General features: G+C 51.4%; 25 protein-coding genes, 1 pseudogene and 2 riboswitches. Of the genes and pseudogenes, 5 read left to right on the top strand and 21 right to left on the bottom strand.

The features are described 5' to 3' along the window. Nucleotides 1-12: 12 nt before the first annotated feature. From NUV48_09140 to NUV48_09085, 12 genes are all read right to left on the bottom strand, one after another. Nucleotides 13-1,383: a TrkH family potassium uptake protein gene (locus NUV48_09140; protein MCR4442300.1), complete on the bottom strand. Its 1,371-nt coding sequence runs from the start codon at nt 1,381-1,383 to the stop codon at nt 13-15. 205 nt (nt 1,384-1,588) lie between these two features. Further along, nucleotides 1,589-3,340, bottom strand: a complete 1,752-nt coding sequence (pyk, locus tag NUV48_09135) for a pyruvate kinase (protein MCR4442299.1) — start codon at nt 3,338-3,340, stop codon at nt 1,589-1,591. Between the two features lie 83 nt (nt 3,341-3,423). Next, a complete protein-coding gene (locus NUV48_09130; GenBank protein MCR4442298.1) occupies nt 3,424-4,347 on the bottom strand; it encodes a 3-keto-5-aminohexanoate cleavage protein in 924 nt (307 codons plus the stop codon). A gap of 78 nt (nt 4,348-4,425) precedes the next feature. After that, nucleotides 4,426-5,529 (bottom strand): C4-dicarboxylate TRAP transporter substrate-binding protein, encoded by a 1,104-nt coding sequence (locus NUV48_09125; protein ID MCR4442297.1) that lies wholly within the window; start codon nt 5,527-5,529, stop codon nt 4,426-4,428. A gap of 42 nt (nt 5,530-5,571) precedes the next feature. Next, nucleotides 5,572-6,909 carry a TRAP transporter large permease gene (locus NUV48_09120; GenBank protein ID MCR4442296.1) on the bottom strand — a complete coding sequence of 446 codons (1,338 nt, stop codon included), beginning with the start codon at nt 6,907-6,909 and terminating at the stop codon, nt 5,572-5,574. Further along, nucleotides 6,906-7,448 (bottom strand): TRAP transporter small permease, encoded by a 543-nt coding sequence (locus tag NUV48_09115; protein MCR4442295.1) that lies wholly within the window; start codon nt 7,446-7,448, stop codon nt 6,906-6,908. The genes NUV48_09120 and NUV48_09115 overlap by 4 nt, the downstream gene beginning before the upstream one ends. A 71-nt stretch (nt 7,449-7,519) precedes the next feature. Beyond that, entirely contained in the window at nt 7,520-8,200 is a 681-nt protein-coding gene (locus NUV48_09110; protein MCR4442294.1) for a cyclase family protein, read from the bottom strand. 391 nt (nt 8,201-8,591) lie between these two features. Further along, a complete protein-coding gene (locus NUV48_09105) occupies nt 8,592-10,427 on the bottom strand; it encodes a sigma 54-interacting transcriptional regulator (GenBank protein ID MCR4442293.1) in 1,836 nt (611 codons plus the stop codon). Nucleotides 10,428-10,557: 130 nt separating this feature from the next. Then, entirely contained in the window at nt 10,558-11,532 is a 975-nt protein-coding gene (locus NUV48_09100) for a cyclase family protein (GenBank protein ID MCR4442292.1), read from the bottom strand. 23 nt (nt 11,533-11,555) lie between these two features. Next, nucleotides 11,556-12,779, bottom strand: coding sequence for an acetate/propionate family kinase (locus NUV48_09095; GenBank protein MCR4442291.1), 1,224 nt, complete (start codon nt 12,777-12,779; stop codon nt 11,556-11,558). A 42-nt stretch (nt 12,780-12,821) separates the two neighbouring features. Further along, nucleotides 12,822-13,718 carry a bifunctional enoyl-CoA hydratase/phosphate acetyltransferase gene (locus NUV48_09090; protein ID MCR4442290.1) on the bottom strand — a complete coding sequence of 299 codons (897 nt, stop codon included), beginning with the start codon at nt 13,716-13,718 and terminating at the stop codon, nt 12,822-12,824. 271 nt (nt 13,719-13,989) lie between these two features. Beyond that, a complete protein-coding gene (locus tag NUV48_09085; protein MCR4442289.1) occupies nt 13,990-14,475 on the bottom strand; it encodes a YhcN/YlaJ family sporulation lipoprotein in 486 nt (161 codons plus the stop codon). Between the two features lie 172 nt (nt 14,476-14,647). Here NUV48_09085 and tmk point away from each other — a divergent pair, with 172 nt between their 5' ends. Both tmk and NUV48_09075 read left to right on the top strand, forming a co-directional pair. Further along, nucleotides 14,648-15,295 (top strand): dTMP kinase, encoded by a 648-nt coding sequence (gene tmk / locus NUV48_09080; protein ID MCR4442288.1) that lies wholly within the window; start codon nt 14,648-14,650, stop codon nt 15,293-15,295. 601 nt (nt 15,296-15,896) lie between these two features. Next, nucleotides 15,897-16,283: a M23 family metallopeptidase gene (locus NUV48_09075; GenBank protein ID MCR4442287.1), complete on the top strand. Its 387-nt coding sequence runs from the start codon at nt 15,897-15,899 to the stop codon at nt 16,281-16,283. A gap of 23 nt (nt 16,284-16,306) precedes the next feature. Here the strand turns inward: NUV48_09075 and NUV48_09070 are convergent, their stop codons facing one another. Genes NUV48_09070 through NUV48_09055 form a run of 4 tightly spaced genes read right to left on the bottom strand, consistent with a single transcriptional unit; the run spans nt 16,307 to nt 20,393 of the window. Continuing rightward, nucleotides 16,307-17,482, bottom strand: coding sequence for a Do family serine endopeptidase (locus NUV48_09070; GenBank protein ID MCR4442286.1), 1,176 nt, complete (start codon nt 17,480-17,482; stop codon nt 16,307-16,309). A 56-nt stretch (nt 17,483-17,538) separates the two neighbouring features. Beyond that, nucleotides 17,539-18,960 carry a HAMP domain-containing histidine kinase gene (locus tag NUV48_09065; GenBank protein ID MCR4442285.1) on the bottom strand — a complete coding sequence of 474 codons (1,422 nt, stop codon included), beginning with the start codon at nt 18,958-18,960 and terminating at the stop codon, nt 17,539-17,541. Between the two features lie 10 nt (nt 18,961-18,970). After that, nucleotides 18,971-19,654, bottom strand: a complete 684-nt coding sequence (locus NUV48_09060) for a response regulator transcription factor (GenBank protein MCR4442284.1) — start codon at nt 19,652-19,654, stop codon at nt 18,971-18,973. Between the two features lie 10 nt (nt 19,655-19,664). Continuing rightward, nucleotides 19,665-20,393, bottom strand: coding sequence for an aspartate/glutamate racemase family protein (locus tag NUV48_09055; protein MCR4442283.1), 729 nt, complete (start codon nt 20,391-20,393; stop codon nt 19,665-19,667). Between the two features lie 349 nt (nt 20,394-20,742). Between NUV48_09055 and NUV48_09050 the strand changes: the two genes are divergently transcribed. Then, nucleotides 20,743-21,405, top strand: a complete 663-nt coding sequence (locus NUV48_09050) for an SOS response-associated peptidase (GenBank protein ID MCR4442282.1) — start codon at nt 20,743-20,745, stop codon at nt 21,403-21,405. A 15-nt stretch (nt 21,406-21,420) separates the two neighbouring features. Here the strand turns inward: NUV48_09050 and thiE are convergent, their stop codons facing one another. The 4 genes and pseudogenes from thiE to thiS all read right to left on the bottom strand — a co-directional run bounded on the left by thiE (nt 21,421) and on the right by thiS (nt 24,347). Further along, a complete protein-coding gene (thiE, locus tag NUV48_09045) occupies nt 21,421-22,065 on the bottom strand; it encodes a thiamine phosphate synthase (GenBank protein ID MCR4442281.1) in 645 nt (214 codons plus the stop codon). Between the two features lie 183 nt (nt 22,066-22,248). Then, a complete protein-coding gene (gene thiH, locus NUV48_09040; GenBank protein ID MCR4442280.1) occupies nt 22,249-23,352 on the bottom strand; it encodes a 2-iminoacetate synthase ThiH in 1,104 nt (367 codons plus the stop codon). A 31-nt stretch (nt 23,353-23,383) separates the two neighbouring features. After that, nucleotides 23,384-24,142 (bottom strand): annotated as a pseudogene (locus tag NUV48_09035) (thiazole synthase). Nucleotides 24,143-24,146: 4 nt separating this feature from the next. Continuing rightward, nucleotides 24,147-24,347 carry a sulfur carrier protein ThiS gene (gene thiS / locus NUV48_09030; protein MCR4442279.1) on the bottom strand — a complete coding sequence of 67 codons (201 nt, stop codon included), beginning with the start codon at nt 24,345-24,347 and terminating at the stop codon, nt 24,147-24,149. Between the two features lie 72 nt (nt 24,348-24,419). After that, nucleotides 24,420-24,522: riboswitch (TPP riboswitch) on the bottom strand. A gap of 167 nt (nt 24,523-24,689) precedes the next feature. Beyond that, nucleotides 24,690-24,875: riboswitch (Lysine riboswitch) on the top strand. An 84-nt stretch (nt 24,876-24,959) separates the two neighbouring features. On the opposite strand from thiS, the gene NUV48_09025 reads away from it, so the two are divergent. Next, nucleotides 24,960-25,115 (top strand): hypothetical protein, encoded by a 156-nt coding sequence (locus NUV48_09025; GenBank protein MCR4442278.1) that lies wholly within the window; start codon nt 24,960-24,962, stop codon nt 25,113-25,115. 130 nt (nt 25,116-25,245) lie between these two features. Continuing rightward, nucleotides 25,246-25,677 (top strand): thioesterase, encoded by a 432-nt coding sequence (locus tag NUV48_09020; protein ID MCR4442277.1) that lies wholly within the window; start codon nt 25,246-25,248, stop codon nt 25,675-25,677. Between the two features lie 18 nt (nt 25,678-25,695). On the opposite strand, the gene NUV48_09015 is transcribed toward NUV48_09020, so the two are convergent. Further along, nucleotides 25,696-26,733 carry a nicotinate phosphoribosyltransferase gene (locus NUV48_09015; GenBank protein MCR4442276.1) on the bottom strand — a complete coding sequence of 346 codons (1,038 nt, stop codon included), beginning with the start codon at nt 26,731-26,733 and terminating at the stop codon, nt 25,696-25,698. Nucleotides 26,734-26,897: the final 164 nt, after the last annotated feature.

Below are 26,897 nucleotides of genomic sequence, written 5' to 3'. Positions count from 1 at the left end.
GCTTCTTTCCTCCTAGCCTATCAGAATCTTTTCTTCAGGGTACTTGATATGGGCAAGCGAAATTTTTCGCTTTTGCGCCAGGGCATAGGCCAAGGTTACCGGGCCTATCCGCCCGGCGTACATGGTAAAAATGATGACAGTTTTACCTGCCGCAGTCAGCTGGGGTGTAACGCCCGTTGAAAGGCCGACCGTCCCGAACGCCGAAACAGCTTCAAAGAGGAGGGGAAGAAAACCCGCTTCTTCCGTCATGGTCAACACTCCTGTCACGACAAGGACCAGGACAAGAGCCGATAAAGCTACTGCCACAGCCTTCTGGATAATTACAGGGGGAAGCGCGCGCTCCCCGATTACTACTTCCACTTTTCCCTTAAAACTGGCAGCAACGGATGCCGCTAGCGAAACAAAGGTGGTTACCTTAATCCCGCCCCCCGTGGAGCCGGGGGCAGCCCCAATGAACATGTAAACGATCAGCACAAGCAGAGTGGTATCCCTCATTCCGCTGATCGGCAAGGTGCTGAATCCCGCCGTACGCGGGGTGACTGCCTGGAAGAAAGAGGCCAGCACCCTGTCCTGAGGTTCCAGTAAAGCCAGGGTTTTAGGGTTACTGTACTCCAGAATCAGGATAGCAAATGTACCGAATATGATTAAGGCAGCCGAAGCGATTATCACCAGGTGTGAATGAAGGGACAGCTTACTTTTGCGTTTGGCGTAAAGTTCAGCAAGGACTACAAAACCCAGCCCGCCCGTAATTATCAAGGCCGCCACCACCAGGTTTGTCATGATATCACCGGCATACGCCTCAAGGCTGCGGAAATCTCCAAACAGGTCAAATCCGGCATTATTAAAAGCGGAAACAGCATGGAAAATACCGTAATAAACTGCTCGACCGGGTCCCAGTTCCTTCCACCAGGCCAGGCTTAACAGCACCGCGCCTGTGGCCTGGATTACAAAGGCAATTTTCATCACATGCTTGGCCAGGCGAACAATCCCTTCCAGCGAGAGCTGGTTAAGCGCCTCCTGCAGGAGAATCCTTTCCTTGAGCGTTATCTTTCTCCCCAATAAAATGGCAAATAGTGTGGCGAAAGTCATAAATCCCAGCCCGCCAATCTCAATCAACAGAAGTATGACCAGCTGGCCGAAGGCAGAAAAATACGTGCCCGTATCCACAACAACCAGGCCTGTTACGCACACCGCCGAAGTTGATGTAAAAAGAGCATCAATGAACGGCAGACCCTTTCCGTCGGCCGACGAGTACGGCAGCGACAAAAGTGCCGCCCCAATAAAGATAACAGCTATAAAACCAAGGGCCAGCATCTGGGCAGGCGTGAAAATCCCCTGCCCGTCGGGCTTGTTTTTTTTCAACTCAATTTGCACTTCGCGCACATAAATTCCTCCGAAACATCCATAAGGCCAACAAGCCTACGACTTATTATACCTCAGATACGGCCCCCGTCAAATGCTTCCATAACTTATATCTTGTATCGAAACCGTTGTTTTAATCTAAAAAGAAGAAGAAAGCAGACCATTTTTCACCTGCCCTCTTCCTCTTCCACCATCTCTAATTGTTGCGTGCTCAATCAACACCCTTTTACAAAGTCCTGGCATTTCCCCTGTAAATAATTCCGCTCGCCGGATTTACCGTAACAACCTGCTCCTGGCTTAAAACCGTTGTGGCTCTCTCCACTCCGACAATAACCGGGATTCCGAGTTCAAGACCAGCAATGGCCCCGTGAGAGGTTAGCCCTCCCTCTTCCGTTATCAACGCCACGGCTTTTTCCAGCGCAGGCACAAAGTCCCTATCGGTAGCAGTTGTCACCAGGATATCGCCCTGGTTTATCCTTTCCAGTGCTTCTGCGCCCGTCCCGGCAACCAAAACCCTGCCGGAAACCGAACCCCGGCCAATGCCCGTGCCCCTGGCCAGCACTTTGCCGGCGGTATGAACCTTGATCAGGTTCGTTGTCCCGGGAATGCCGGAGGGAACCCCGGCCGTTATCACGACCAGATCACCGTCTTTGATCAGATTCGCTTCCAGGGCCGTATCAATGGCTGATGAGATCATCCCGTCGGTAGATTTGTGGTCGGTGCCCAGCAGCGGATAGACGCCCCATACCAGGAGAAGCCTCCTGCATACGCACTCGTCCGGAGTCACAGCAACAATCGGCGTCTTGGGGCGGTATTTGGAGACAAACCTCGCCGTGGAACCCGATTTTGTCGCGGTTATTACTGCCGAAGCCCCCAGGTTAATGGCTATGCTGCAGGTCGCGAAGCTTATCGCTTCCGTTGTGGACCCGGCAGCCGGGCCCACCCTGTCTTTGTTCCGCTCGCTTAAGCTCAGCGATTCCTCGGCGCGGCAAGCGATCCGGGACATCGTCTCCACCGCAAGGACAGGGTATTTGCCGCTGGCCGTTTCGCCCGAAAGCATGATGGCATCGCTGCCGTCATAGATGGCGTTGGCCACATCGCTCGCTTCAGCCCTGGTGGGCCTTGGGTTCCTGGTCATGGAATCAAGCATTTGGGTAGCCGTTATCACCGGTTTGCCCGCCAGGTTGCATTTTTGGATCAGCATTTTCTGGACAACCGGAACCTCCTCAGCAGGGAACTCAACGCCCAAATCCCCCCTAGCCACCATGATCCCATCGGAAACCTGGATTATTTCATCTATATTATTCACTCCCTGCCGGTTCTCTATCTTGGATATTATTTGAATGTCGGACTGAAGTTCTTCCAGTATTTTGCGGATGGCTAAAACATCAGCAGCGGACCTGATGTAGGATGCGGCAATAAAATCAACCCCCTCTTGGACGCCGAAAATAATATCGGCATAATCTTTCGCCGACAAGCCGGGCAGGTTAACGTTGACCTGGGGGATGTTAATCCTTTTCCTGTCGCTGATTTCACCCCCATTCTCCACCACGCAGGAGATTTCGGCACCTTTAACCCTTTGCACCCGCAGGGAAATTAAACCGTCATCCAAAAGAATCCTATCGCCTTCTTTGACATCCCGCGGCAAGCCAGCATAGCTCACACCGATCCTTTCGGGCGTACCAAGGACATCTTCTGTGGTAAGCACTAATTGCTTCCCTTCTTCCAGCCGGACAGATCCGCCCTCCAACAGCCCGATCCGTATTTCGGGTCCTTTGGTATCCAGCATGACGGCCACAGGTATCCCCGTCTCCAGGGATGCCTGGCGAATACTGACCAAGCGTTTCTGGTGCTCCTCATGAGACCCGTGGGAGAAATTCAGCCGAGCGACATTCATGCCCTTCTTGAGCATTTCTTTAAGTATTCCCAGCTCTTCGCTGGCCGGTCCTATAGTGCAGATTATCTTCGTTTTCCGCATTTTAACCTCCTAAATAAAGTGCAAGAAGCACGCCCCCACGGGCCTTTTATCATCCACATTCAATATGCCTGATTATGCCAGAATTAAAAGTTTACGTTTTCCGACCCTTTCAGACCAAGGATCTGGCGCGCTTCGTCAGGAGTCGCCGGTTCAATTCCCAATTCCCTGGCAATCCGAATGATTTTGCTTACTTGTTCCGCATTGCTTTTGGCTTTAACGCCCTTTTCCAGCCAGAGGTTATCTTCCAGTCCCACGCGAACATGGCCGCCCATGGCCAGGGCTACAGTACCAAGCTTGAACTGGTTCTTGCCCGCTACGCCTACGGACCACTGGAAGTCTCCGATGGTCTTGCGCGCTGTTTCCGCCAGATAAACAAGATTTTCAACAGTTGCCGGTATACCGCCTAAGATTCCCATGATGAACTGGAGATAGACGGGCCTTTTGAACAGCCCGCGCTCCAAAAGATGAGCCAGATTGTTGATTTGTCCCACGTCATATATCTCAAATTCCGGCTTGGTGCGGTTTTCATAAAATGTTTTAAGGTATATCCGCAGGGATTTGAAAGTGTTGGGGAATATCTGCTCCTCAGTCCACTCCAGGTGTGGTTTTTCCCAGTCGAACTTAAATTCCGCGATCTTTTCCGCCAGGGGGTGAAGAGCGAAATTTATTGTGCCGCCATTGCATGAAGCCAATTCCGGCTGCAGTTCCGTGACGGGGGATAGTCTTTCTTCAACGGGCATTGTTGGCGCTCCGCCGGTGGTTATACAAACAACCATGTTGCACCGTTTTTTAATGCTCGAGGCTACTTCCCTGAACATTTTCAAGTCGGTAATGGGTTTGCCGTTCAGGGGATTTCTTACATGGATATGGGCGACAGCGGCACCTGCTTCGAAAGCCCGCACGGCCTCGTCGGCTATCTGTTCTGGGGTTATCGGTAAATACTCGGACATGCTGGGAACGTGAATAGCTCCGGTAATAGCAGCAGTGACTATTCTTTTATCGCTCATTTCGATTCAGCTCCTTTTGGTGGTTGAACGGCCCGGGTAAAGCCCCGGGCCATTCTCCGGTAAAAACGTCTGCCGGTATTACTTGATCTCCCACTTGCGGGGGAATTTATGACCCAGGTCTTCGAGATTCTTGATGTAAGAAGCCCAGATCTTCTTGCCTGGATAACCCAGTTTCTCGGCTTCTTCCGCTTTCTGTTGAGGAACGTTGGGGATTGCAGCAGCCCATTTCGCTTTCTCTTCATCAGAGAGCACATTAACCTTCACGCCCGCCTGCCTCATTTTTTCCAGGGCATCTATATCATATTGCTTCGCCATCTCCGCGGACTTGATCTCGTATTCCTTGCTGACTTCAATAAATATGTCCTGTACTTCTTTGGGAAGCTTGTTCCAGACATCCAGGTTGACGGAAATCCCCTGAATCGCGTCTGCCCCGAAACCTACAATGGTATAATATTTGCCAACCTCGTGCAGTTTGAACCTGTATGAAGAGTCCGGCCACATGATCCAGCCTTCATAAACGCCGGTTTGCATAGCGGTGTATGCTTCATTTAAGTTGGACTGCACGGGAATGGCGCCTGTGCCTTCCAAAAGGGTCAAATTTGGACCGGCTGCGGCAATCTTGCGCCCTTTCAGGTCCGTGACCTTGCTCACCGGGAAGGTGGTGATAAGTTCATAACTGCCGGTGGGACCAAGGGCCAGGAATTTCTGGTTATACTTTTTCCACAGGTTGTCATACACCTCTTTGTTTTCGTCCATGACCTTCCTCGAGGCCTTGGTAACCAGTACCGGATCCGAACTGGCAAAAGGCACGTAGTAGTTCATATTCATCAAAAACAGTTTGGCAGGTTCGAAAGCAAAGGAGTTAACGCAAACATCCAGCAGGCCGGACTGGGTAGCTCCCAATGCCTCGGCCAGTTTGGCCACTGTCCCCCCGTAAGCTTCCGTCCACTTGATCCGGTAGTTGGTCTTCTCCGCCACCCGCTTGGCGATTTCAGGCTGGAAGTACTCGACGGCAGCCTGGGTATAGGTCATGCCGTTTGCCGGGTGACCGCCGCCAATTTTCAGTTCGATGGTCTGCGGGCCGGCCGGTTCAGCTTTCTTTTGGCCGCCGCACCCTGCTGCCAGGCCCATGGTGAACAACAGGATCAACAACAAGCTTACCGTTTTTTTCCATCTTTTCACAAAACTCTCCTCCTTAATTTTTTTATGATAAAAACTACACGCTCACATTAAACTTGGCAGCCATGTGGATAAAACGGGGAAGGCGATAACAACCAGCACGCCGATAGCCATCATCAGCAGGAACGGCAATGAACCCCGGAATATATCCTCCAAGGCCACCGCATCGCCCAGGGTTGCCTTCATGGCAAAGGCAACCATGCCAAACGGCGGGGTCAGCAGTCCCATTTCCGTCACCATAACCATAACGATGCCCAACCAGAGCAGGTCCCACTGGAAATGCGCGGCTATAGGCAAAATCAAGGGAACCGTCAAGAGAAGAATTGAAGTGGAATCCAGGATGCACCCCAGAATAAGCAAGAGAATACAAAGCAGGAACATGACCACTCCGGAGCTTACATTGGATGCAGCCACCTGGTCGCCTAACCATACTACCAGCCCGCTCATGGACAGCATCCGCGAATACATCTGGGCGGTGATAAGCAGGAAAAGTATCGTCGAACTGGTGGCCGCGGTTTCAAGCAGCACTTCTTTAAGCTGCTGAAAACTGATTTTTTTAAAAAAGGCCACGACCATAGCTCCAAGAGCGCCTACCGCACTTGCTTCCGTCGGTGTGAAGAGACCGCCCCAAATCCCGCCCAAAACCAGGATAACCAGGATGAAAACAGGTAGGGACTTGACGGCCGTGATCCCGAACTTTTCTCCCTCCGCTGCGGTTTTTGCTTGTTCCGCAGCGGCAGCGGTGTCGCCGGCGGCCTTTTTTCTCCCGGCTATTTCCGGCTTCACAACGCTCATCGTGACAATCCCGATACTGTAAATTAATGCCAGCACAACGCCGGGCATGACTCCTGCCACAAAGAGTTTGCCGATCGACGCCTCTGAAAGCATGCCGAAAATAATCAACAAAACACTTGGCGGGATCAGCATACCCAGCACCGAGCTCCCTGCAACGGCTCCCACGGCAAATTTTTTATCGTAGTTTAAACGGACCATTTCCGGCAGGCTGATTTTGCTGAATACGGCGGCGGAAGCAACGCTGACCCCCGTCACCGCGGCAAATACCGCATTGGCGGCCACGGTTGCTACTCCCATTCCCCCCGGGAGCCTTTTCAGCAGATAGTTCGACGCGCTGAACAAATCCTTGGCTGCACCTGAATTGCTCATAAAGGCGCCCATCAATATGAACAGTGGAAGGACGGCAAAGACATATTCCCTAATTGCTTCAAAAGAGGTTGTGGCCAATATGGCCAGCGCTACGGTGAGTTTTCCGGACATGAGCCAGACGCCGATGAAACTCATTACAGCCAGGGAAAAGCCTATTTGGACTCCCAAGATTATCAGGATAAACAGGAGAACTATTGTAAGTACGGCTATCGAGATCATAGCGGTTCCACATCTCCTTTATTGTCATCTGGCCGCGGGGCTTTTCCCAGAAAATAACCGAGCAGCTTTACGACCTTGCTAAAGCATTGCCAGCTCGACAGCATCGCGCCAAAAATCACGATCCACCACAGGGGATATGTGGGTACCCTTAGAGCCCCTTCCCCCTGGAAATCCTTGATCTCCCAGGCCAGCAACATCGGTTTCCAGCTGGCAATCACAATGCCGATAAAAAGTATTCCCCCGATTATACAAGAAATAAGCTCTACTGCATCGCCTGCCCCGGGCGGCAGCTTGTCCTTAACCATAGTTGAACGAACATGCCGCCCCTGGTAAGTTGCCCAACCCATCATCAAAAAAGCCAACCCCGCTATGGAATTCTGCACAATTTCCGGCGTGCCTTTGATGGGGCTGTTAAAGAACAGCCTGCCTAAAACGTCCGAATTGACTAAAACCATTACGCAGAAAATCCACACTGCCCCGATATAACTTGATACCGCCGCTATCTTTACCATCAACCTGTCAACAAATTTTAAGCCCAAACGATTCCCTCCCCCCATCATTTTCACCGGTTATCCTTGGACAATATTATATCCTCCTGCCTGCCGGCTCATCATTCATCCAGAATGGCTACCGCCCTGATGGGCGAACCGGTACCTCCCCTGATCTTCAGCGGGAAACCAATGAATTTGAACCTTTTGCCAACCACAGGCCTCAGGTCGCCCAGGTTTTCTATGTTCAGCATAGACCTTTCGCGGCAGGCGACATGAGCCGGGAAGGTCCTGTCCTTTGGCGTGTCAATGCTGGGGGCGTCAATCCCGATGTTTACAATACCCTGGTCACAAAGCCAAAGAGTCCCTTCCCTGTCCAGCCCCGCATAGTTGGTCAGCCATTCCGGGGTGTTGTAACGCCTGGGATAATGCCCTGTGTAGAGGATTACGGTGTCACCCTTCTTGATGGTGAGGCCGGCTTTTTCGCAGGCTTTTTGCAAAACACCTTTTGTTATGTATTTACCCGGTTCCACTTCGGAGACATCCAAACACAATCCGTCGGTATAAAACTTCTCTAAAGGAATTTCATTAATAGCTGGTGCACCGGGCGTGGGATCGATATGGTTGATGGCATCAACATGGGTGGGGCCGTGATCGCACATCATTATACCCTTGGACATCCAGGAATAGCCGTTGGCAGCAGTGCTTTCATGGGTATCATGATCCCAAATTACAGTTTTGATGTGGCCTGGCCAAACAGGCATCCCCTGATAGATTTCCTGCGACAAGTCGATTATTTTCACCAACTTCAATCTCCCCTTTATATAATATGGATAACAGTGTTGCGGTCCTTCAGCCGCGCCTCCTAACCGGTGTCACCTCCCCGGTATAGTGAATCTTCCCGCCGTCTATTACTTTTGCAAATAACATGCCAAACCTTTGAGCATGTTAAATAACCGCCCTGCAAACGCCAAAAGGGTATATATAGAATAACCGGCGTGAATAATTGTTTACTTTTTGTTCCTTCCGTTAATTATGTATACATTTTGTGACCAATGAAATATCCGGCGCAGCGCTTGCTGCTCCCTCCGCCCCGGATCTGCCAGGAAACAGTTATAAAAACACCACCCCTGGTAACGGGTGGTGTTTATTTTTTGTAACACCGGCTTCAGACTCCCGTAAAACTGCTTTATACTAGATGATCCCGTGTTTCTTTGCCTTATAGTAAAAAGCCCTGCGGCTTAAGTTCAGGATTTTCATCGCCTTGCTTTTATTGTTCTCGGATTCCTGTAAAGCTTTGATAATCGCCTGTTTTTCGCATTCCATCATGATTTGCTCCAGGGAGGAAGCGCCGCCGAGAATAAGGACAGGATTCTCACCTTCGTATTCCTGGTTTTTTCTCAGGTAAGACGGCAGGTGATACGTCTGTATTACTCCCTCCTCGGCCAGGACGGTAGCCCTTTCAATGACGTTGCTCAACTCCCTGATGTTTCCCGGCCAGTTGTAATTGTTTAGAATCTGCAGGACTGCGTCAGAGACCTCAAGTTTCCTGTTATATCGCTGGGAATACTGCTCCAGGAAAAAGTCTACCAACGGGGGTATATCCTCCTTCCTGTCTCTTAAGGCGGGAATAATCACCGCCACCACATTTAACCGGTAATACAGGTCCTCCCGGAATTGCCTTTTCTCGATCATCTTTTCCAGGTCCCTGTTGGTTGCGGCTATAACACGGACATCAAGCTTGCGGCTTCTGGTCCCGCCCACTCTTTCAACTTCCATTTCTTGCAGCACCCTCAACAGTTTAGCCTGCATATAGCTGCTCATGTCGCCCACTTCATCAAGAAAAAGGGTTCCCCCGTTTGCCAGCTCGAATTTCCCCGGTTTGCCACCGCGCCGGGCCCCGGTGAAAGCCCCCTCATCATAACCGAAAAGCTCGCTTTCCAGCAGAGCGTCAGGCATGGCGGCGCAGTTCACACAAACGAGAGGACCGTTCGCCCTGGGGCTGGAGTAGTGAATCGCTTTGGCCACCAGCTCCTTACCCACCCCGTTCTCACCGCGTATCAGGATTTTACAGGAAGTGGGCGCTGCTTTCGCGGCAACAGCCAGGGCCTCTTTCAGGGAGCTGCTTTTACCCACGATTTTGTCAAAGGAAGGAGGCAGCGGCTCCCTGCAGTACAGCTGGTCCTTCAAATATTCGGCCAGTTGGGTGGTATGTTCCAGCTTTTCATTCAGCTTCTGCAGCTGGGTAAGGTCCTGGATAATACATACAGAACCGACCAGCGAATCATCTACGATGAGTGGCAGGCAAACGACCTCCAGGTGCATTCCCGCCAGGGAAGAAAGCTTCTCTTTGCAGGGTTTGGATTCCTGGAGGGTCTTTTCTATGACCTGGGCAAGCCCGTCAATAGAAACATTTTGCCCTACCAATTGCCCGATTTCCCAGCCGCAGATCTTGGCATAAGGCGAATTGGCGTAAACCACTTTTCCGGCCATGTCAGTAGCCACTATAGCTTCCTTGAGGTTGTTGAACACCAGGGAAAACTGCTCGTAAATGCTGGCCAGGCTGCGCAGTTCCAGGGCGAAATCCTTAATCTTCGACATCTCTCTGACCAGGGCTAGAGATCCCATCAGGTTATTCTCAGAATCCCGGAGAGGTTTATATTTCGGCCTCACCTTGGCCCCGGTCTTTTCAAAATAAATCTCATCAATACAATCCTGAAGACCTGTTTCCAGCACCTTGAAATGCCCCGTTCCCGGGAACAAATCTCCTACAGGCTTGCCAATAATGTCTTCTTCTTTAAGATTGTGTATTTTTAAGAATTCCTTATTGGCAAAAATTATTTTTTTATCTTTGTTTACAAAACAGATGCCTTCGTTAATCGAATCCAGAATGCTCACATAAATGGCATTCTTGTAACTCAATTCCTGTAGAAGATTGATAATCTCTGATGCGGCAGGGGAAAGCATCACCACATTGGTGTTATGCATATTGTCCTGTTTCTCTTTTTGGATCAGGCTTTCGACAAACATTATCTATCCCCCCGCTTGCCGTACTGCCAGATTCAAATATTACGTTACCGTTATATGAGTATATTCGTTCCGGTTTAATTAACTCCTGCTTATATGGACAGAATTTATTCTATCAATTGTTTCAATTGTTTCATTTTATAGCCAGCGGGTTCACCGGCGAGCCTGCGCCGTTAGTAAACGGTAGCGGCGGTGCCACCAGCAGGAATTCGTATCTGCCGTCCGCAGCGCAGTCAGCGGCCAGATCGTCCAGGTAAAACATTTCGCCCATCGTAATACCCAGCATCGGGATGGCAAGCCAATGCCAGGGCTGGAGGTAATCATCGCTCCGGTTCGGGCGCACCTCCACACCCCATGTATCGGTTGCAATCGCCGCCACTTCCTTTTCATGAAGCCAGGTGAGAGTCTCAAATTCCAGGCCGGGTGCGTCTCCACCGGCAAATTTTCCCCACACGCCCGATTTGAGATGCTTCCCCAGCTGGCCGGTCCTGACCAGGACAAAGTCTCCGCGTTTAATCTCCACGTTAAAGGCCTGAGCGCATTTATCCAGGTCTTCGTTGGTGATTCCCTGCCCTGGTTCCATCGAGTCGCACTTCAGATAACGGACCATATCAAGAAGAACTCCCCGGCCCACCATCTTTTCTTTAGTTTTTTCTATACCGCACTTCTCACAGCCAGAACTGTTTACATGCCTGGCTGAATAACCGTTCCACATCACAACCTGACGGTTGTTGTTCTCATCAGTGTATTCATAAAAGATGTGGCCCAGGGCGTCCCAATGGGTGGCGCACTGCAGCGGCATGGTCACCATATCGTCGGCATAGCGGAGTTTCAAGTAGTCCTGTACGCCCAGAATAGCGTCGGTTCCCGTGAAGATCATGCTTCTTACGGGATTATTCCTTCCTCTTTCACCCCACTGCGGCCCGTTGGCATCCAAGGGAATGGCCAGGGAAAACACTTTCCCCTTTTTAACCAGCGAGGCTGCCGAAACAATATCTTCTGGAGCAACGTAATTCAGGGTGCCCAGTTCATCCTCTGGCCCCCACTTGTTCCAGTTCTTCACCTTTTGAGCGTAGTGCTCCATTTTTGCTTTGTCAATTTTAGTCATGATAATCCCCCTTCGATATTTTTCTAGGATAGTTTCCCGGCCTTCAGTTCGCGGATGACCCTGGCCGTTTCCCTTCCCACGATTTTGCCCTCATTAGCCGGAATCACCAAAACCAGGACCGCCGAATCGCCGGTGGAAATAACCCCTTCCTGCCTTGTCTTCTTATTTTTTTCCGGGTCGAATTTTATCCCCAGGTAACCAAGCCCATTTAAGACATCTTCTCTTATCCGCCAGCCGTTTTCTCCGATCCCCCCCGTAAAGGCAAGCACGTCAAGCCCATTTAGAGCTGCGGCATACGCTCCAATATACAGTTTAAGCTGGTACTTGTACACTCTCAAAGCAAGGCTCGCCCCGTAATCACCTTTTTCTTGCGCTTCTTCCAAATCCCTTATGTCGCCGCTCAAGCCGGAGATGCCTTTCAGCCCGCCGTTTTTCACCAGTATATCCGCCAGTTCTTGTGGTTTCATTCCCTTCTTGTCCAGCAAATAAAAAATTGCGAAGGGGTCCAGGTCACCGACCCGGTTTGACATGGGCAGGCCGCATTGAGCTGAAAAACCCTGACTGGCATCGATAGACACCCCATCTTTTATGGCGCACAAGGAGGAACTCCCTCCCAGGTGGCAGGAAATCAATCTTAAAGGTTTCTCCCTGGACCACCATCTTTCGGCGACCCGTTCAGCGATGAACCGGTGAGAGGCCCCGTGGAAACCATACTTCCTCACCCCCAGGCCTTCGGTCCATTCCCTTGGTATGCCGTAAGTCCTGGCATAATCCGGGATATTCTGGTGAAACCAGGTCTCAAAGACAGCCACCAGGGGTGTGGCCGGAAGGATTTCCCTGAAAAAATTGATGGTATCGATATACGGCCTGTTATGGGCCGGGACGACGATGTTAATGTCCTCCATCGCTTTGATCACGCTATCGTCAATTAAGACTGCCCCGCTAAGTTTTCCCCCGTGGACGGTTTTAAAGCCCACCCCGCTGATCTCCTCTATGCTCTGTACGACTCCAACCTTGGGGTCCGTCAGCAGTTCCAGCGATAATTTGACAGCCTGGGCGAAGTCTTTAATGCTGCGGGCCATTGAAATTGTTTTTCCCCCCGACCCGTCATCTTTAACATACTGGAGAGCGGCATTTTCGCCACCGATGCGGTCTATTTTCCCGTCGGCAATAAACTCGCCCGTTTCCGGATAGTATAACTGAAATTTATAAGAAGTGCTCCCTACGTTCGCTACCAAAATCTTCATAAAATCATACCTCCCTGTTATTAGCGTCGTTTTGCCATCCAGTCAAGCAGACAAGACTACCCCTAGGGCCATGGAATTTATCTTCGTATCGGCGTTATCGGAACGCGAAAGAAGAATGATCGGCACCTTGGCGCCCATAACAACGCCTGCGTTCCTGGCTTGGCCGAAATAAATGATTGCTTTGGTCAAAATATTGGCCGCTTCGATATTAGGAGCAATAAGAATATCGACCTGCCCCGCTATTGGTGAAGAAATGCCTTTCTTGGCCGCTGCCGCGGCGTCCAGGGCCACATCCAAGGCGATTGGTCCATCAATAACCGCCTCTGTTATCACCTGGCGTTGATTCAACATTTTTATTTCGTGTGCGTCGACAGTTGCCGGCATCGCCTCGCTGACCGATTCATGCGCCGTCAGGGCAGCGACTTTCGGCTCGGCAATTCCCAGGGCATGAGCCACAGTAATGGCATTGCGGCAAATATCCACTTTCTGTTCAAGAGCGGGAGCGATGTTGATCGCCGCATCGGAAACGAACATGAACCGGTTAAAAACGGGAGAATAATGAACATTCACCTGGCTAAGCAGCCTGCCCGCCCTAATCCCTGTTTTGCGGTCCAGGACGGCTTTGATCAGGTCCGCAGTCTGTATCTTGCCTTTCATGATCAGATCCGCTCCGCCCTTGTTTATTAAATCAACTGCTGCCACGGCGGCCTTGCCGCTGTCCGCCTCGTCGATAACTTCATCTTCATCCAGGCAGTATTCAAGCGCCCTGGCTATTTCTTTCAATTTTTGCGCATCGCCGATCAGCACAGGTTTAACGATCCCTCTCTTTTTACAATGATCCACCGCTTTAAGGATAACGTCGTCATGGGCCAGAACCACCGCAACCTTTTTCGGCCCCACCTGCCGGGCGAGTTCCTGCATTTCATCAAAATCACGCATCAACAACAATTCCTCCCTCACTAAACAATTGTTAGCTTCTCGGACCAAAGCCTTACGTGTGCAGCCCGCTTCCTGGATCACCGTCACCTCCTCATGAGTTAATCAACCCTGTTATCATAATTTTATTGCAAGTATTATGCCAACCATTGAACCGGGGTTAGTGTTTCTTGCTGCGGGGAAAAATCAAAGGGAACAGGTTGTTAATCCCGTTCCCCCAATCAAATCTTTTTCCAGATGCTTTTTTGCCGTTTAGCCCATCTTCACCAGCCGGTCATTTAGTGGACGGCGTGATCCTCCGGCCGATCTCGTTCAACTCGTCCAGAAAACCTGAAACCGGCTTGCCCGCGGCTATATCGCGCGCAATTTCCTTCAGGCGTGTCACCATATCGGCGTCGGCAGTTACATAAACCGTATCCACCGACTTATCCTCGGCTTTTACCAGGCGCGTTATTTCATTCTTTACCGCGTTGGTGAGCTTATTGGCAACACCTGCTTTTAGGTCCACTCCCACCCAGGCCTTATTGTCGGCAAGAACCACCGTGGCCGTATTGATTTCTTTCATCGCGCTGATTTTATCCGCGATTGTCCTGGCCTTTGCCATTTCCTCGCTGTCACGGGCAGGAGCCGGCTGAGCAGGCGAGGGTGCCGGCGTCACCGGTCCCGGTCTCCTGAGTTTGCTGCAGGCAGCCGATGAAAAAATGATGAAAGCCGCCATCACCAAAGCTAGAATTATGAAAGCCACATTTTTCCTGTTCATTTTTACTGGTTGATTCCTCCCTTCCTTCATTATTTTACAATTAGTATGGGCGCCGGCCGGCAATAATATGTGTGCGTTTCATAAACACTGCACCGGAACATGTGAAGCAAAAGAGGATTTTGGACGGTGAATAAAGAATTCTTTTTTCAGATAACCCGGAGGAAGTGTAAACATGACTGCAAAAGGAAAATTTATTGTCCTGGAAGGCGTGGATGGTTCGGGAATCTCTACCCAGGCCGGCTGCCTGCGGGAATGGATGGGAAAAAACGAGGTCTCTTTCGGGCGCACCTATTTCACCAAAGAACCGACCGACGGGCCGGTGGGCAGTTTGATTCGCCTGGCGCTGGCCAAACGCTTGAAACCCCTGGATGAAAGAGTGATGGCCCTGCTCTTTGCCGCCGACAGGATGGATCACCTTTGCTGCGGCGGCGAAAACGAGCAGAAGGAGGGTATAATATCCCTCCTGAAAAAAGGGTTCAACGTTGTATCCGACAGGTACTACCTGTCCTCCTTCGCCTACCAGTCTCTGCAAGTGGAACTGGAATGGCTCCGGCAGATTAATTCCCATTGTCTAAAACCAGACCTGACCATTCTTCTCGAAGTCCCCGTGGAGGAGGCCGCCCAGCGGAGGTATAAATCCCGCATCCACGAGGAATTGTACGAAAGAACAGATTACCTGACCAAAATCGGCGCAAACTATGCGGCGACAGCCAGGCTTCTCCAATCGGAAGGTGAAAACATAGTGGTAATTAACGGTTCTCGTAATCAAGAGCAGGTTTTCGAAGACATCAAAAAAGCCATCTCCGCTTTATTCTCCTGATAGCGCCCTTTTTTATCCTCAGCAAGGGGAGCATTAAACCATGACCATAAAAAAACCAAGGCTTTTGCTCATTGCCCTCGCCGTGCTGCTTCTTTTCCCGTTTTTTTCCGGGTGCGCGGGAAAAAACAGAAAAATAGAACCACAGCCTCCCGCCGGGCAAGAGGAAGTACAGGAAAAAGCCGCGGCAGCACCGCCGATGTTGCTTGTCTCCAGCTATTCCGTTTACCCTGGGGACTACCTGGTTCTTTACCTGGAAAACGGGAAAGAGACAGACGAAATAACCGCCAGAACCGGCCTGGGTAAATACACCCCTTCTTTTGCTCCCTACCGTTTTGGCCTGGTGGCTTTTTTGCCGGTCCACTACACCACCAAACCCGGGGAATACAATCTTTGTGTAAAAATAATAAGGTCTGGAGAAACAGTCCTGGATAAGCAGGAGAGTATTACCGTCAAACCCAAGGAGTTTCCCTCGCAGTATTTGAAAGTTTCCGCCGGCCTGGAGGCAAAACGCGACCCCGGGCTCTGGGAAAAAGACGCCGTCCACATCGGCAGGGCCAGGTCCGCCAGCGCAAAGCAGCCCTTGTGGGACAGCAATTTCATTATGCCGGTGGAAGGCAAGATTACCACGGAATTCGGTCTTATCCGCTATATCAACAACGTCGAATCCGGCCGCCACTCCGGCCTCGACATTGCCGCCGGCAGAGGAACGCCCGTCAAAGCGGCAAACAGCGGGACGATCAATCTGGCCCGGAAACTCAACGTCACCGGCAACACCGTCATCATCGACCACGGGCTAAAACTCTACAGCACGTACTGCCATATGGACAAAATCCTCGTCAAAGAGGGGGAAGAAGTGAAAAAGGGGCAGGTTATCGGGCAAGTCGGGTCAACGGGGTTTTCAACAGGCCCTCACCTTCACTGGAACATCAGCATTGGGAGCACCTTCGTCAACCCCTGGCTGTTTTTGGACAAAGACCCATTAACATAAAGGAGGAGTTTCCCCCTCCTTTATTATTTCCTTTCCCCAATTGTCACTGTCACATAAATGGTGGCTTTATTCCGGTGAACCAGCAAAACGACCTTGTCGCCGACTTTTGACTCGCTTACCGCCTTCTGCAGGTCTTGGGGTGATGCTATTTTCGTCTTATTGAATTCAAGAATTATGTCCCCTCTTTTCAGGCCGGCCTTGTCAGCGGGCGACCCTTCCTGAACCGCTCCTACAAGCGCGCCTTCCGTATTGTTTAGCCCGAAGTACTTGGCCAGGTCTTCCGTTAAGGGCTGCATGTATATACCGAGCCAGGGGCGAACCACCTTTCCCTTTTCCAGCAGCTGGTCAAGAACCTGCATTACCGTTGAACTGGGGATGGCAAAACCTATGCCCTGAGCCTGGGCGTTGATCGCCGTATTGATTCCCACTACTTCTCCGTCCAGGTTCAAAAGCGGGCCGCCGCTGTTACCGGGGTTGATGGAAGCATCTGTCTGGATGAGGTCTTTGTATTCGTTTCCATCGATGTTAATAGGTCTCCCCTTGGCGCTGATCACCCCAACCGTCACGGTGTGGTCCAGGCCGTACGGGTTTCCGATGGCAATTACCCAGTTCCCCACTTTTGTCTTATTGGAATCGCCCAGTTTAAGTATGGGCAGTTCTGAACCGGCCTCAATTTTCAAAACGGCCAGGTCAAGTTCGGCATCGGACCCCACCACTTTCGCATCATAGGGTTCAGGCCGGCTGGTCAGGTAGACCTTCACCTCGTCGGCGCCCTCCACCACATGGTTGTTGGTCAGAATATAGCCGTCTGTCGAGATGATGAACCCGGACCCTAATCCTTGCTGGATACGGGGCTGCGGGTTGATCCGGAAGCTGTCGCCAAAAAACTGCCGGAAAAACGGGTCGTTGAAAAACGGATTGGCGCCGTCCCCGCTGCTTTTGGCGGTAGTTTCTATTTTAACGACAGCCGGGCCAGCTCTTTCCACAATTTTTTGAATGGCATCAGCCCCGAAGAATGCTGAGGCGTCCTGAGAAGGCGCGCTTTCAGGCTGCTGCGTTTCGGCCAAAGCAGGCCGCGCAGCGACCCAGGGAACATCATAACCTTTCACGGCTATGACTGCCCCCGTAAACAAAACGCCCCCTAGAAAAATAAGGAGAGTGTAGACAACAAGCAATTTGTTAACACGCAAGCGTTCCATACTCCAAAACCTCCGTCCTTATTTTTTATCACAGATTAATATATATCACAATATCCTTAGAATAACCTGAGAAGAGGGACCAATATCGTAAAAACCGACCCCCGGCCGTACTCGCTTTTCACGGTTATTTCCCCGTGATGCTGACCGGCAATCCAGCTGGCGATAGCCAATCCCAGGCCAGTCCCCTCACCTGTCCGCGATTCTTTTGCCCGGTAAAACCTCTCAAACAGGTGCGGTATATCTTTTGGGGGTATACCCTGCCCTTCGTCCTCGAAAACAAGGGCAAGTTTTTCTCCCCTTCTTTTTGCCGAAAACAATACTCTTTTCCCGCTTGGCGTGTACTTAAAAGCATTATCGAAAAAGATCAGAAGCATCTGCTTGAAATAATCGGCGTCTGCTTTAATGACCGCACCGCTTGCCTCCTCCAGGTCCGTTTCAAATACCTGTCCCTTCACCAGGTACCGCGCCTGTCTTACAGTGTCTTCCAAAAGCGGCGCAATATCCACCGGCGAGAGTTCCAAGTTGAATCCGGCATCGGCCCTGGCCAGGGTTAAAAGCTCCTTTACCAGGCGCGAAAGCCGCCTTGTTTCCGAATCAATATCCGACAGCACTTCCTTTTCCAACTGGATGTCCCGGCCTTCCTCGCACAATTTGCGCAAGAAATCGACGTTGCCTTGGATGGAGGTAAGCGGTGTTCTCAATTCGTGGGAGGCGTCAGCCACAAAACGCTGCTGCGCTAGCAGCGAAGCGTTCAAACGCCCGTATGCCTCTTCCAGGCTCTCCAGCATGGTATTGAAGGTTACCGCCAGTTCTCCCAGTTCATCTTTGGGCCCCTCATATTTTACCCGCCTTCGGAAATCTTTCTCCTCGCCTATCGCCCTGGCCTCTCCGGTCAGGTCTTCAATAGGCTTCAAGACCTTGCCCGACATAAACCATCCCAGGAACAGCGAAATAAAGAGCGAAACAAATCCTCCCAGGATTATTATCCCCCGCAGCCGGGCCAGGGCCAGCGTGACCGGCTTCAAAGGGCGGGCCACCTGCAGGATGCCGACAAGTTCCCCGCCGAGAAGCAGCGGTTTGACCACCATCCGCAATTTTTCGTTTTGCACGCTCAGGGTGACAAAGCTCTTTTTCTCCCTGACCAGTTCTTCCTTAATATTGTAGGGGGCTGGAAGCGTATAATTGCCGAGGTTCTGGGATTTAACGGCAATCTCCCCGTTTCCGGCCATAACCTGGAGGTAGACGTCGGGAGCCGCAAAAACCTCCACATCCGGAAGGACGATCTGTCTCAGGAAAAACGGCAGTGTGCCTACAACCCTGGTCGATTTAAGGACTTCGTCCGCCTTGTTTTCCAGGTTCCGGTCTATTTCGGCAGTCAGGGAATAATCCAGGAGCAAATAGACGGCGCTGCCCAAAACCAGGAGAATAACAAGCAAAAGCCCGGTATACCATAAAGTTAAACGCCAGCGTACAGGCATCAGTTTCCCCCTATTCTTTCAAGACATATCCCACACCGCGCACGGTATGAATGATCCTTTTTTCTCCCGCTTCTTCCAGCTTGCTTCGCAGGTAACCGATATAAACCTCCAGAACATTTGATTCACCTTCGTAGCCGTAACCCCAGACGGAATCCATCAACTTTTCCCGTGTCAGCACCTGGCCGGGGTGTTTCATAAACAGGAGCAGCAGTTCGAATTCCCTAGCGGTCAGTTCTATATCTCTCCCGCCGCGGCGGACTTGATAAGTTTCCGGGTTCACTTCCAGGTCGCCAAATTTTAACTGAAGACCATTGTTTTTACGAAAACGGCGCAGCAGGGCGCGAACCCGCGCCAGCAGTTCTTCCAGGGCAAACGGTTTGACCAGGTAATCATCGGCCCCGCAGTCCAGACCCCTCACCCGGTCTTTTACCTCGTCCCTGGCCGTAAGCATAAGGACCGGCGTATCCATGAACTTTTTCCAGTGCTGGCAGAACTCATATCCGTTCATTTCCGGAAGCATAATATCCAGGATGATCAAATCCGGCTTTTCCTTTTGCGCAATGTCCCACCCCATTATCCCATCTTCCGCAGTAAATACCCGGTAACCGGAGTAAGACAGGCTCCTCTGAAGCATGCTCCTGATCTTGGGATCATCATCGATGACCAAAATCTTATTCGCTTCCAAAACAAACATCCCCTTTTGGTTACATGAACCCTTGGTAATCATGCCTTACAACCACCGAATATACATAGTTAATCAACGTGACCGCGTCAAAAACAGGCAGGTTTACGGCTTCCTGTACGGCTTTGGCAAAAGGAGGCATGTTGGTGCATTCCATGACGATGGCGCCAACCCGTGGATGTTTTGTCTTCAACCCTTTGGCCGCCTCGATCATTTCCTGCCTGCACTTTTCCACGTCAAGATCGGGCTTGCCGTCAATGAAAGCGCCGGTAAACTCCGGGGCATCGTCCATACCGGCAACAACAACAGGAATACCGGAAATCCCCGCCCCGGCAAAATGTCTTTCCGTCAGGGACTGCACCCTGGCCGTCAGTATGCCAACCTGCTGGGATTTACTTATCACGGCATAAGCCAGCGGTACCTGGAGCAGACTGGAGCTGAACACCGGCACGTTCACCGCGTCGGCCATCTCCCGTTGGAACATGGCAAGAAACCCGCAGCTGGTGGTAATAGCCCTTACCCCTTCCTTTTCCAGTTCCCTGGCAGCCTCAATAAACGGCTGCAGCAGGGCGGGATCAGCCTCTTTCACCACCTTTTGCGGGGACGCGCCTTTCACCACCTTATACCTTACAGGGAAAGAGAAGGTGCTGGCATTTCCCACATCGCCGGGCAACCTGGGAAAGGCTGTCTCCAGCATGATTATTCCTATGGCCTCACCATAATTGGTCCTGCCTCCAAAAACCCTGGCCATTTTTCTCCTCCTTAATCTCCATTCTTACTTATTCGTCTCTGGGCACGATGCTTAATAAACAGCCGGAAGTCATCATTTATCATCGGTATAAAAACTTTTCACTTTAAATATAATTATACACTGTTAATCTCTGCAAACATATGTCTTTTAACTTCAGATATTTTTCCGTCAAGCCGATCAATGCAGTATTTCAGCTTCATGAGTTTATATTTGTTAACGGTAATCATCATCTCAAGCTCCCACTTCGAAACAGAAGCAAAGGTGAAGCTAAATTGCTGATCCTTAAAATAAAAAATAGACGCTCTCAAAGTTTTCGGGAGCGTACTAACAGATACATGAGGTGATTCTTATGTGCGGCCGGTTTACCACGACCATCGACCGGGAACAGATAGAGCGTTACTTCAAGATTGCAAGAGTCGACGGCGAATACGCCCCGCTATATAATGCCGCCCCTGCCCAGAATATCCCGGTCGTGCTGGAAGATGGAGCGAGAAGACTGGCCTTTTACCGCTGGGGCCTTGTCCCTTCCTGGGCCAAAGACCCTGCTGTCGGGAACAGATTGATCAACGCGCGGGCCGAAACCCTGCTGGAAAAGCCAAGCTTCCGGCGCTCATTCCTCCAGAGGCGCTGTCTCGTGCCTGCCGACGGTTTCTTTGAATGGAAAAAAGAGGGGGCCAATAAAACACCTTACCGCATCATCATGAAAGACGGGTCGCCTTTCGGCATGGCCGGCCTCTGGGAGGTCTGGTCTCCTCCCGGGCAAGAGCCGCTGTACACCTGCGCCATCATTACGACAGGGGCCAATTCCCTCCTCCGCGGCATCCACGAGCGGATGCCCGTAATTCTTACCCCCGAAAACTATGACCTCTGGCTCGACCCGGCCGTTCAAAGCCCGGTCCTCTTAAACCGGCTGCTTGCGCCTTACCCCGCGGAACTGATGGACTTTTACGCCGTATCCCCGCTGGTCAATTCTCCGCTCTACAATACGCCCGAGGCCATCAAACCGGTTTGAACAGGGCAAGGTATGTCAGCTTCCCGCCGGCAGCAATTTTTGTATGCTGGCGATTTTTTGTTTTATGTCCCTTGCGCCCACTATTTCGGTTACCATGGCCACGCACCTGGCCCCTCTGCTTACGACCTCGGCGACGTTTTGTTCTTTGATGCCTCCGATGGCCACGAAAGGGATACCGATGTTCTTGACGACATAGTCCAAATACTCCAGCCCGACAGGCGGGCATACATCCTTCTTCGTCTTGGTCTCGAAAAGCGGCCCCACCCCGATATAATCTGCCCCGCCGGCAGCAGCTTCCTGCGCTTGCCGGGGCGAGTGGGTGGACACCCCGATGATCATTCCCTCCCCTGCCAGCTTGCGGGCTTCGGCCAGCGGGATGTCTTCCTGTCCCAGATGTATCCCGTCGGCCTTCACCAGCATGGCGAGGTCAATATCATCGTTCACGATAAAAACCACCCCGGCCCTTCTCGTCAATTCCCTTATCTCTCGGCACTCGTTCAATTTTTCCCTCATCTTCTTGTCTTTTTCCCTGTACTGGATGACCTTTACGCCGGCTTCCACCATCTCTTTTACCACTTCAATATTGCTCCGGCCGAGCGAATGCTCCTGCGATGTCAGGCAGTACAGGCCGGCAGCCGGAAAAGCTTTTTTCCTGGGCATAATATTTATAAAACCGCTGCGGACGAAATTAACGGCGCAGTTGGAACCCAGCCCGCCGGCCCCGGCAATGCCTATCCTGGCCGCTTGGATTTTTTCCAGCCGTTCACAGCCGATAAAAGCAGCCAGCGAATTTTGAAAACGATTCATTTATTGTCATCTCCAGTCAAGGCGATTCACACTTGATCACAGCGGGTGCCAGTCCTTGAACACCGGCTGGTAACCCAGCCTGCAAACCGCTTCTTTCATTTCGGTAACCGTCCTGTGATCGGCTATTTCAAACTGTCCCGTCTCTTCCTCGCCCTTGGTGCGTCCCCCCACGACAGTGGTCGAGCCGGCGGACATTTTCGTCACCCCGAGCCTGATGATATTGTCTCGGAAACCGGCCTTTTCCCGGGTAGAAATTGTTATCCCCGCCCTGGGCATAAACAACCTGAAGGCTGCCATTATCTGGACAATATTTTTGTCTGAAACCTCACAGCCCGGTTGGAAACTGCCGGCATGAGGCCTCAGCCTGGGCAGGGAAACGCTGATTTCCACGTGCGGGTATTTATCCTGCAGGTACCTGGCATGCAGGCCCGTCAAAAAAGCGTCCCGCCGCCACTCGTCCAGTCCCAGCAAGGCGCCGATATTTACCGCCCTCATGTAAGCCCGGCAAGCCCTCTCAGGAGCATCAAGCCTGAACCGGAAATCCTTTTTCGGTCCCTGAAGATGAAGCCGGTCATAGAGCTTCTCGTTATATGTCTCCTGGTATATGGTCAGCGCATCGACGCCCGTCTCCACCAGCCAGCGGTATTCATCCTCAGTCAGTGCAAAGATTTCGATGGCTATGGACGCAAAGTATTTTTTCAGTATTGTGACGCATTTCCCGATATACTCGACAGGAGCAACGTTCCGGGCGTCGCCGGTAAGCAACAGGATATGCTTGAGTCCCGTCGCCGCGATGACCCTGGCCTCTTCTTCGACTTCATCCAGGGTAAGCTTCCTCCTTTTTATCCGGTTGGCCCTGTTAAAACCGCAGTAAAGGCACTGGTTTTGGCAATAATTAGATATGTAGAGGGGCGTAAAAAGCAAGACCGTCCGGCCGAAATTCCGGACAGTAAGCCAATGGGCTTTCCTGGCCAGCGGCTCAAGATGCTTTTCGGCTTTGGGAGACAGCAACGTAAGAAAATCGAGGCCGGTTAATTTCTCCTTGCCGGCTGCGTTTTCCAGCTTTCCATCCGTAAGGCTGTCAAAAAAACCCTCATAATCAAAATCGCGGTATTTCAAAAGCTCTTGATAAAAACTCATTGTTCACTCCTTCTTCAATTCGATTTTCATACAGAAAACCGGTCAGCGGCGAAGATGCGCGGGCCGTATCCTGCGCTCCTCCAAGCCCCGCCAGGTAGGCCTGCCGGCCGGCGCTGACCGCTTTCCCGAAAGCCTCGGCCATCAGGACGGGATTGCCGGCGCTGGCTATCGCCGTATTCAACAGGCAGGCCGCAGCTCCCATTTCCATGGCTTCACAAGCATGGGAAGGCCTGCCTATGCCGGCGTCCACAATAATGGGGAGTTCGATCTCCTTAATCAGGATCCTGAGCAGTTCCTTGGTCTTGAGCCCGCGGTTCGTGCCGATAGGAGCGCCCAGGGGCATTACCGCCGCCGCCCCGGCCTCCGCCAGCCTTTTGGCCACCATCAAGTCAGGGCTGATATACGGGAAAACCTTGAACCCTTCTGCCGCCAAAATCTCCGTGGCCTTAACGGTTTCATACCCGTCCGGCAGCAAGTGCTTGTTATCGGAGATCACCTCAATTTTCACCCAGTCCCCGCAGCCCGCCTCCCTGGCCAGCCGGGCAATCCTCACCGCCTCGGCAGCGTTTCTCGCCCCGGACGTGTTCGGCATTATCCTTACGCCTTCAGGTATATAATTCATCACGTTATCCGTTGAACCGAATTCCATCCGCCGCAAGGCGACAGTAATAACCTGGGCTCCCGATCTCCTGATGATTTCCGGGATAAGAGAATCAGAGGCGTACTTTCCGGTTCCCACGAACAAGCGGCTGTTAAGTTCAACCCCTCCGATTACAAACCTGTCCCTCATACCATCAACCTCCTCCCACAAGCCTTAATATTTCCAGGATATCATTTTCTTTCAAGGTTATGCTGGTCCACTTCTCCCTTTTGACAATTTCCTGGTTGAGCTCGACCACGATGCCATCCGGCGCGTTCTCTTTATCGGCCAGGAAATCGGCAAGCGCGGTTCCACCAGGCAGCGGCATCCTTTTACCGTTTACTGTTATTTCCACATCGTCACCTCCCTTCGCCGGCTGCAGCACCAAAAATAAGGCTTGCCCGAAGGCAAGCCTGGATAATGCGGAAAACTCCCGCGTTCGCTTCCCTACGGTGGTACTAACCACATCAGGTTCAAAGGGTTAGGATCAGTCCTTCTCAGCCTAATAACAGGCACCCCTAGCATTATTCAATTATCTTTACTGTTTAATTATATTTCAAATTTTTCCATTTGTAAATGCTTTTAATTACCTCCACCCTTCATTCCATATTTTTCATTTTTTACCATTTGCATTTATCGTTGATATATGGTAATATTGCTTATAATTTAATAGTAAAAATACCTCACTCTCTTTCCGGGGTGAGGTAGAGGCGCGGTGTCTATGAGTAACTGTCCTGAGTCCGGGAAACAATGAAGGGCAGAAAAAGGAGCCACCGCCGAAGCCCTGCAAGCCCGAGTTGCGGAGGCTGGGACTGCATCGAACAGGTGCAGGACTGTCACCAGGGGCATACTCCGTGCGTCCTGGTGGAGCGCTATCTCACAGGAGAAAGGAGGGACGTGTGGCGCTTAAAAGCTTCAGTTCCTTGAAGCTTTTCTTGTTTCCCACATTATAAGGGAGGAGGTATTTATGGTGTGCGCATACTGCGGCAACCCCCTTAACGGCCATGCCTTCGAGCTGGTGATTAATGATACGGTTCTTTCACTCTGCGACGAAGAGTGCGCCATTTTATACCATCAGGAGCAGCAGCAAAAAAACTTTCGGACATGGGTAAAAATCCGCTAATGAAATGTCAGCATAACAAAACCCCGTGTGTTCAGCTCAAACGGGGTTTTGTTATTTATTATTGTGATTATTGTCTGTTTTTTTAGTATAATAAAAGCGTAATATAAATATTCTAAAGGGAGGGTTAAAAATGTTAAGCAAGAAATTTCCGGAATTAAGAATCGGTTTGTCTGCCTCAGTTCAGAAGCTTATCACCAGAGAAGACACGGCTTTGAATTTTGGAAGCGGCGCTTTAAAAGAACTTCTTGCCACACCAACCCTCACCGCCCTCATGATCGAAGCATCCGTTAAAGCTGTGGACCCGCTTCTCCCGGACCGCTATATAACGGTGGGGAAAAACGTCAGCATAACCCATTCCCATCCCACCGCAAGCGGAATGACGGTCACAGTGACCGCAACGCTCAAAGAAATCAATCGCAACCGGCTGCTCTTTCAGATCGATGCTTTCGACGAACTCGGCCCGATCGGCTCCGGAAGCCACGAAAGATACATCGTGGACTATGACGCTTTCATGGACAAGGTTAAGGAAAGGTGCAAGCCTTTGGAAGCCAAAGTAAAATAAAACCACCCCAGGGTGGTTTTATTTTATTCTTTTCAGGCGTTCATTCGGGGTAATGCCGGGAATACGGCCCCGCTTGGCAATGGGCCTGCCGTCAACTTCTTTTAAATCCATCGTCATGTCGATGGGAGAAGCCCCTGAAATATAGCTGCCCACACCGAAAGCATCAGCACCCGCTTCCTTGAGCTGGACAATTCTTTCCGGGTCCAAACCCCCGGAAACGAAAATATTGACATGCCCAAACCCCGCCTGGGCCAAACGGCACCTCACTTCCCTGATCAGGGCCGGAGTTACCCCGCCCCGCTCGCTGGGCGTATCCAGCCGTATGCCGTGCAGGTTCCGGCCAAGCGCTGCAGCAACCAGAAGCGCTTCTTCCGCTTCGTCTTTAAAGGTGTCTACTAATACCGTCCTCGGTTCTCCAGGCGGCATAATTTCGTGGTAAGCCCGGGCGACCTTGACGGAATCGCCCATTATCAAGAAGACAGCATGCGGAACGGTCCCGGAAGGCTCTTTGCCAGCCAGTTTAGCCGCCAGGATGCAGCTTGCCCCATCTACCCCCCCTACTATCGCCGCCCGTTCCATCACCGGGGCAACGGCCGGATGAACATGGCGCGCGCCGAAGCAGAGAACCCTTTTTTCGCCGGCCGCCTCTTTTACCTTTCTGGCCGCAGTCGCCCACCCGCTGGAACTGGCCAAAATACCAAGAACGGCGGTTTCGTATATCCCAAAATCGCTGTACTTCCCGGAAATACGCATAATCACCTCTTTGCTGGCAAAAGCTTGTCCTTCTTCCAGGGCCCACACTTCCACCGGAGAGTCGCGCAATAGCCCCAGGACCTCGGGGACTCCCGCCATAATACCCTCACGGCGTGGAAAAATCTCCGCCACCGCCCGGGTCTCCTCCAACCCTCTTTGGGCCAGTATTTCCTGGGTTTTGATAAAATAGATGTCCGTAGTAGCCCCGCTTATTATTTCCTCATGTTGTGCTGAGAACAGTCTCCGCTCCTTGTCCACCTGCAAACTCTTAACCTCACCCAGGGTTTTCAGCTTTTCACTCATCGTTTCCCTCCGGCACCAGTATATTTAGCGAAAATGCAAACAGGGAATTAATAAGACCAGCAGCGATGTGCGGCTTAAGCCGCCCGTTTTTTTATATATTCTCTTATAAACAGGAGTTATGCAGTTGATGGAAAATAACACCAAAGCATAATCAAAAAATATTT

It is taken from the genome of Peptococcaceae bacterium, assembly GCA_024655825.1.
Taxonomy (GTDB): Bacteria; Bacillota; Peptococcia; order DRI-13; family PHAD01; genus JANLFJ01.
This window is presented reverse-complemented; position numbering and strand designations above follow the sequence as displayed.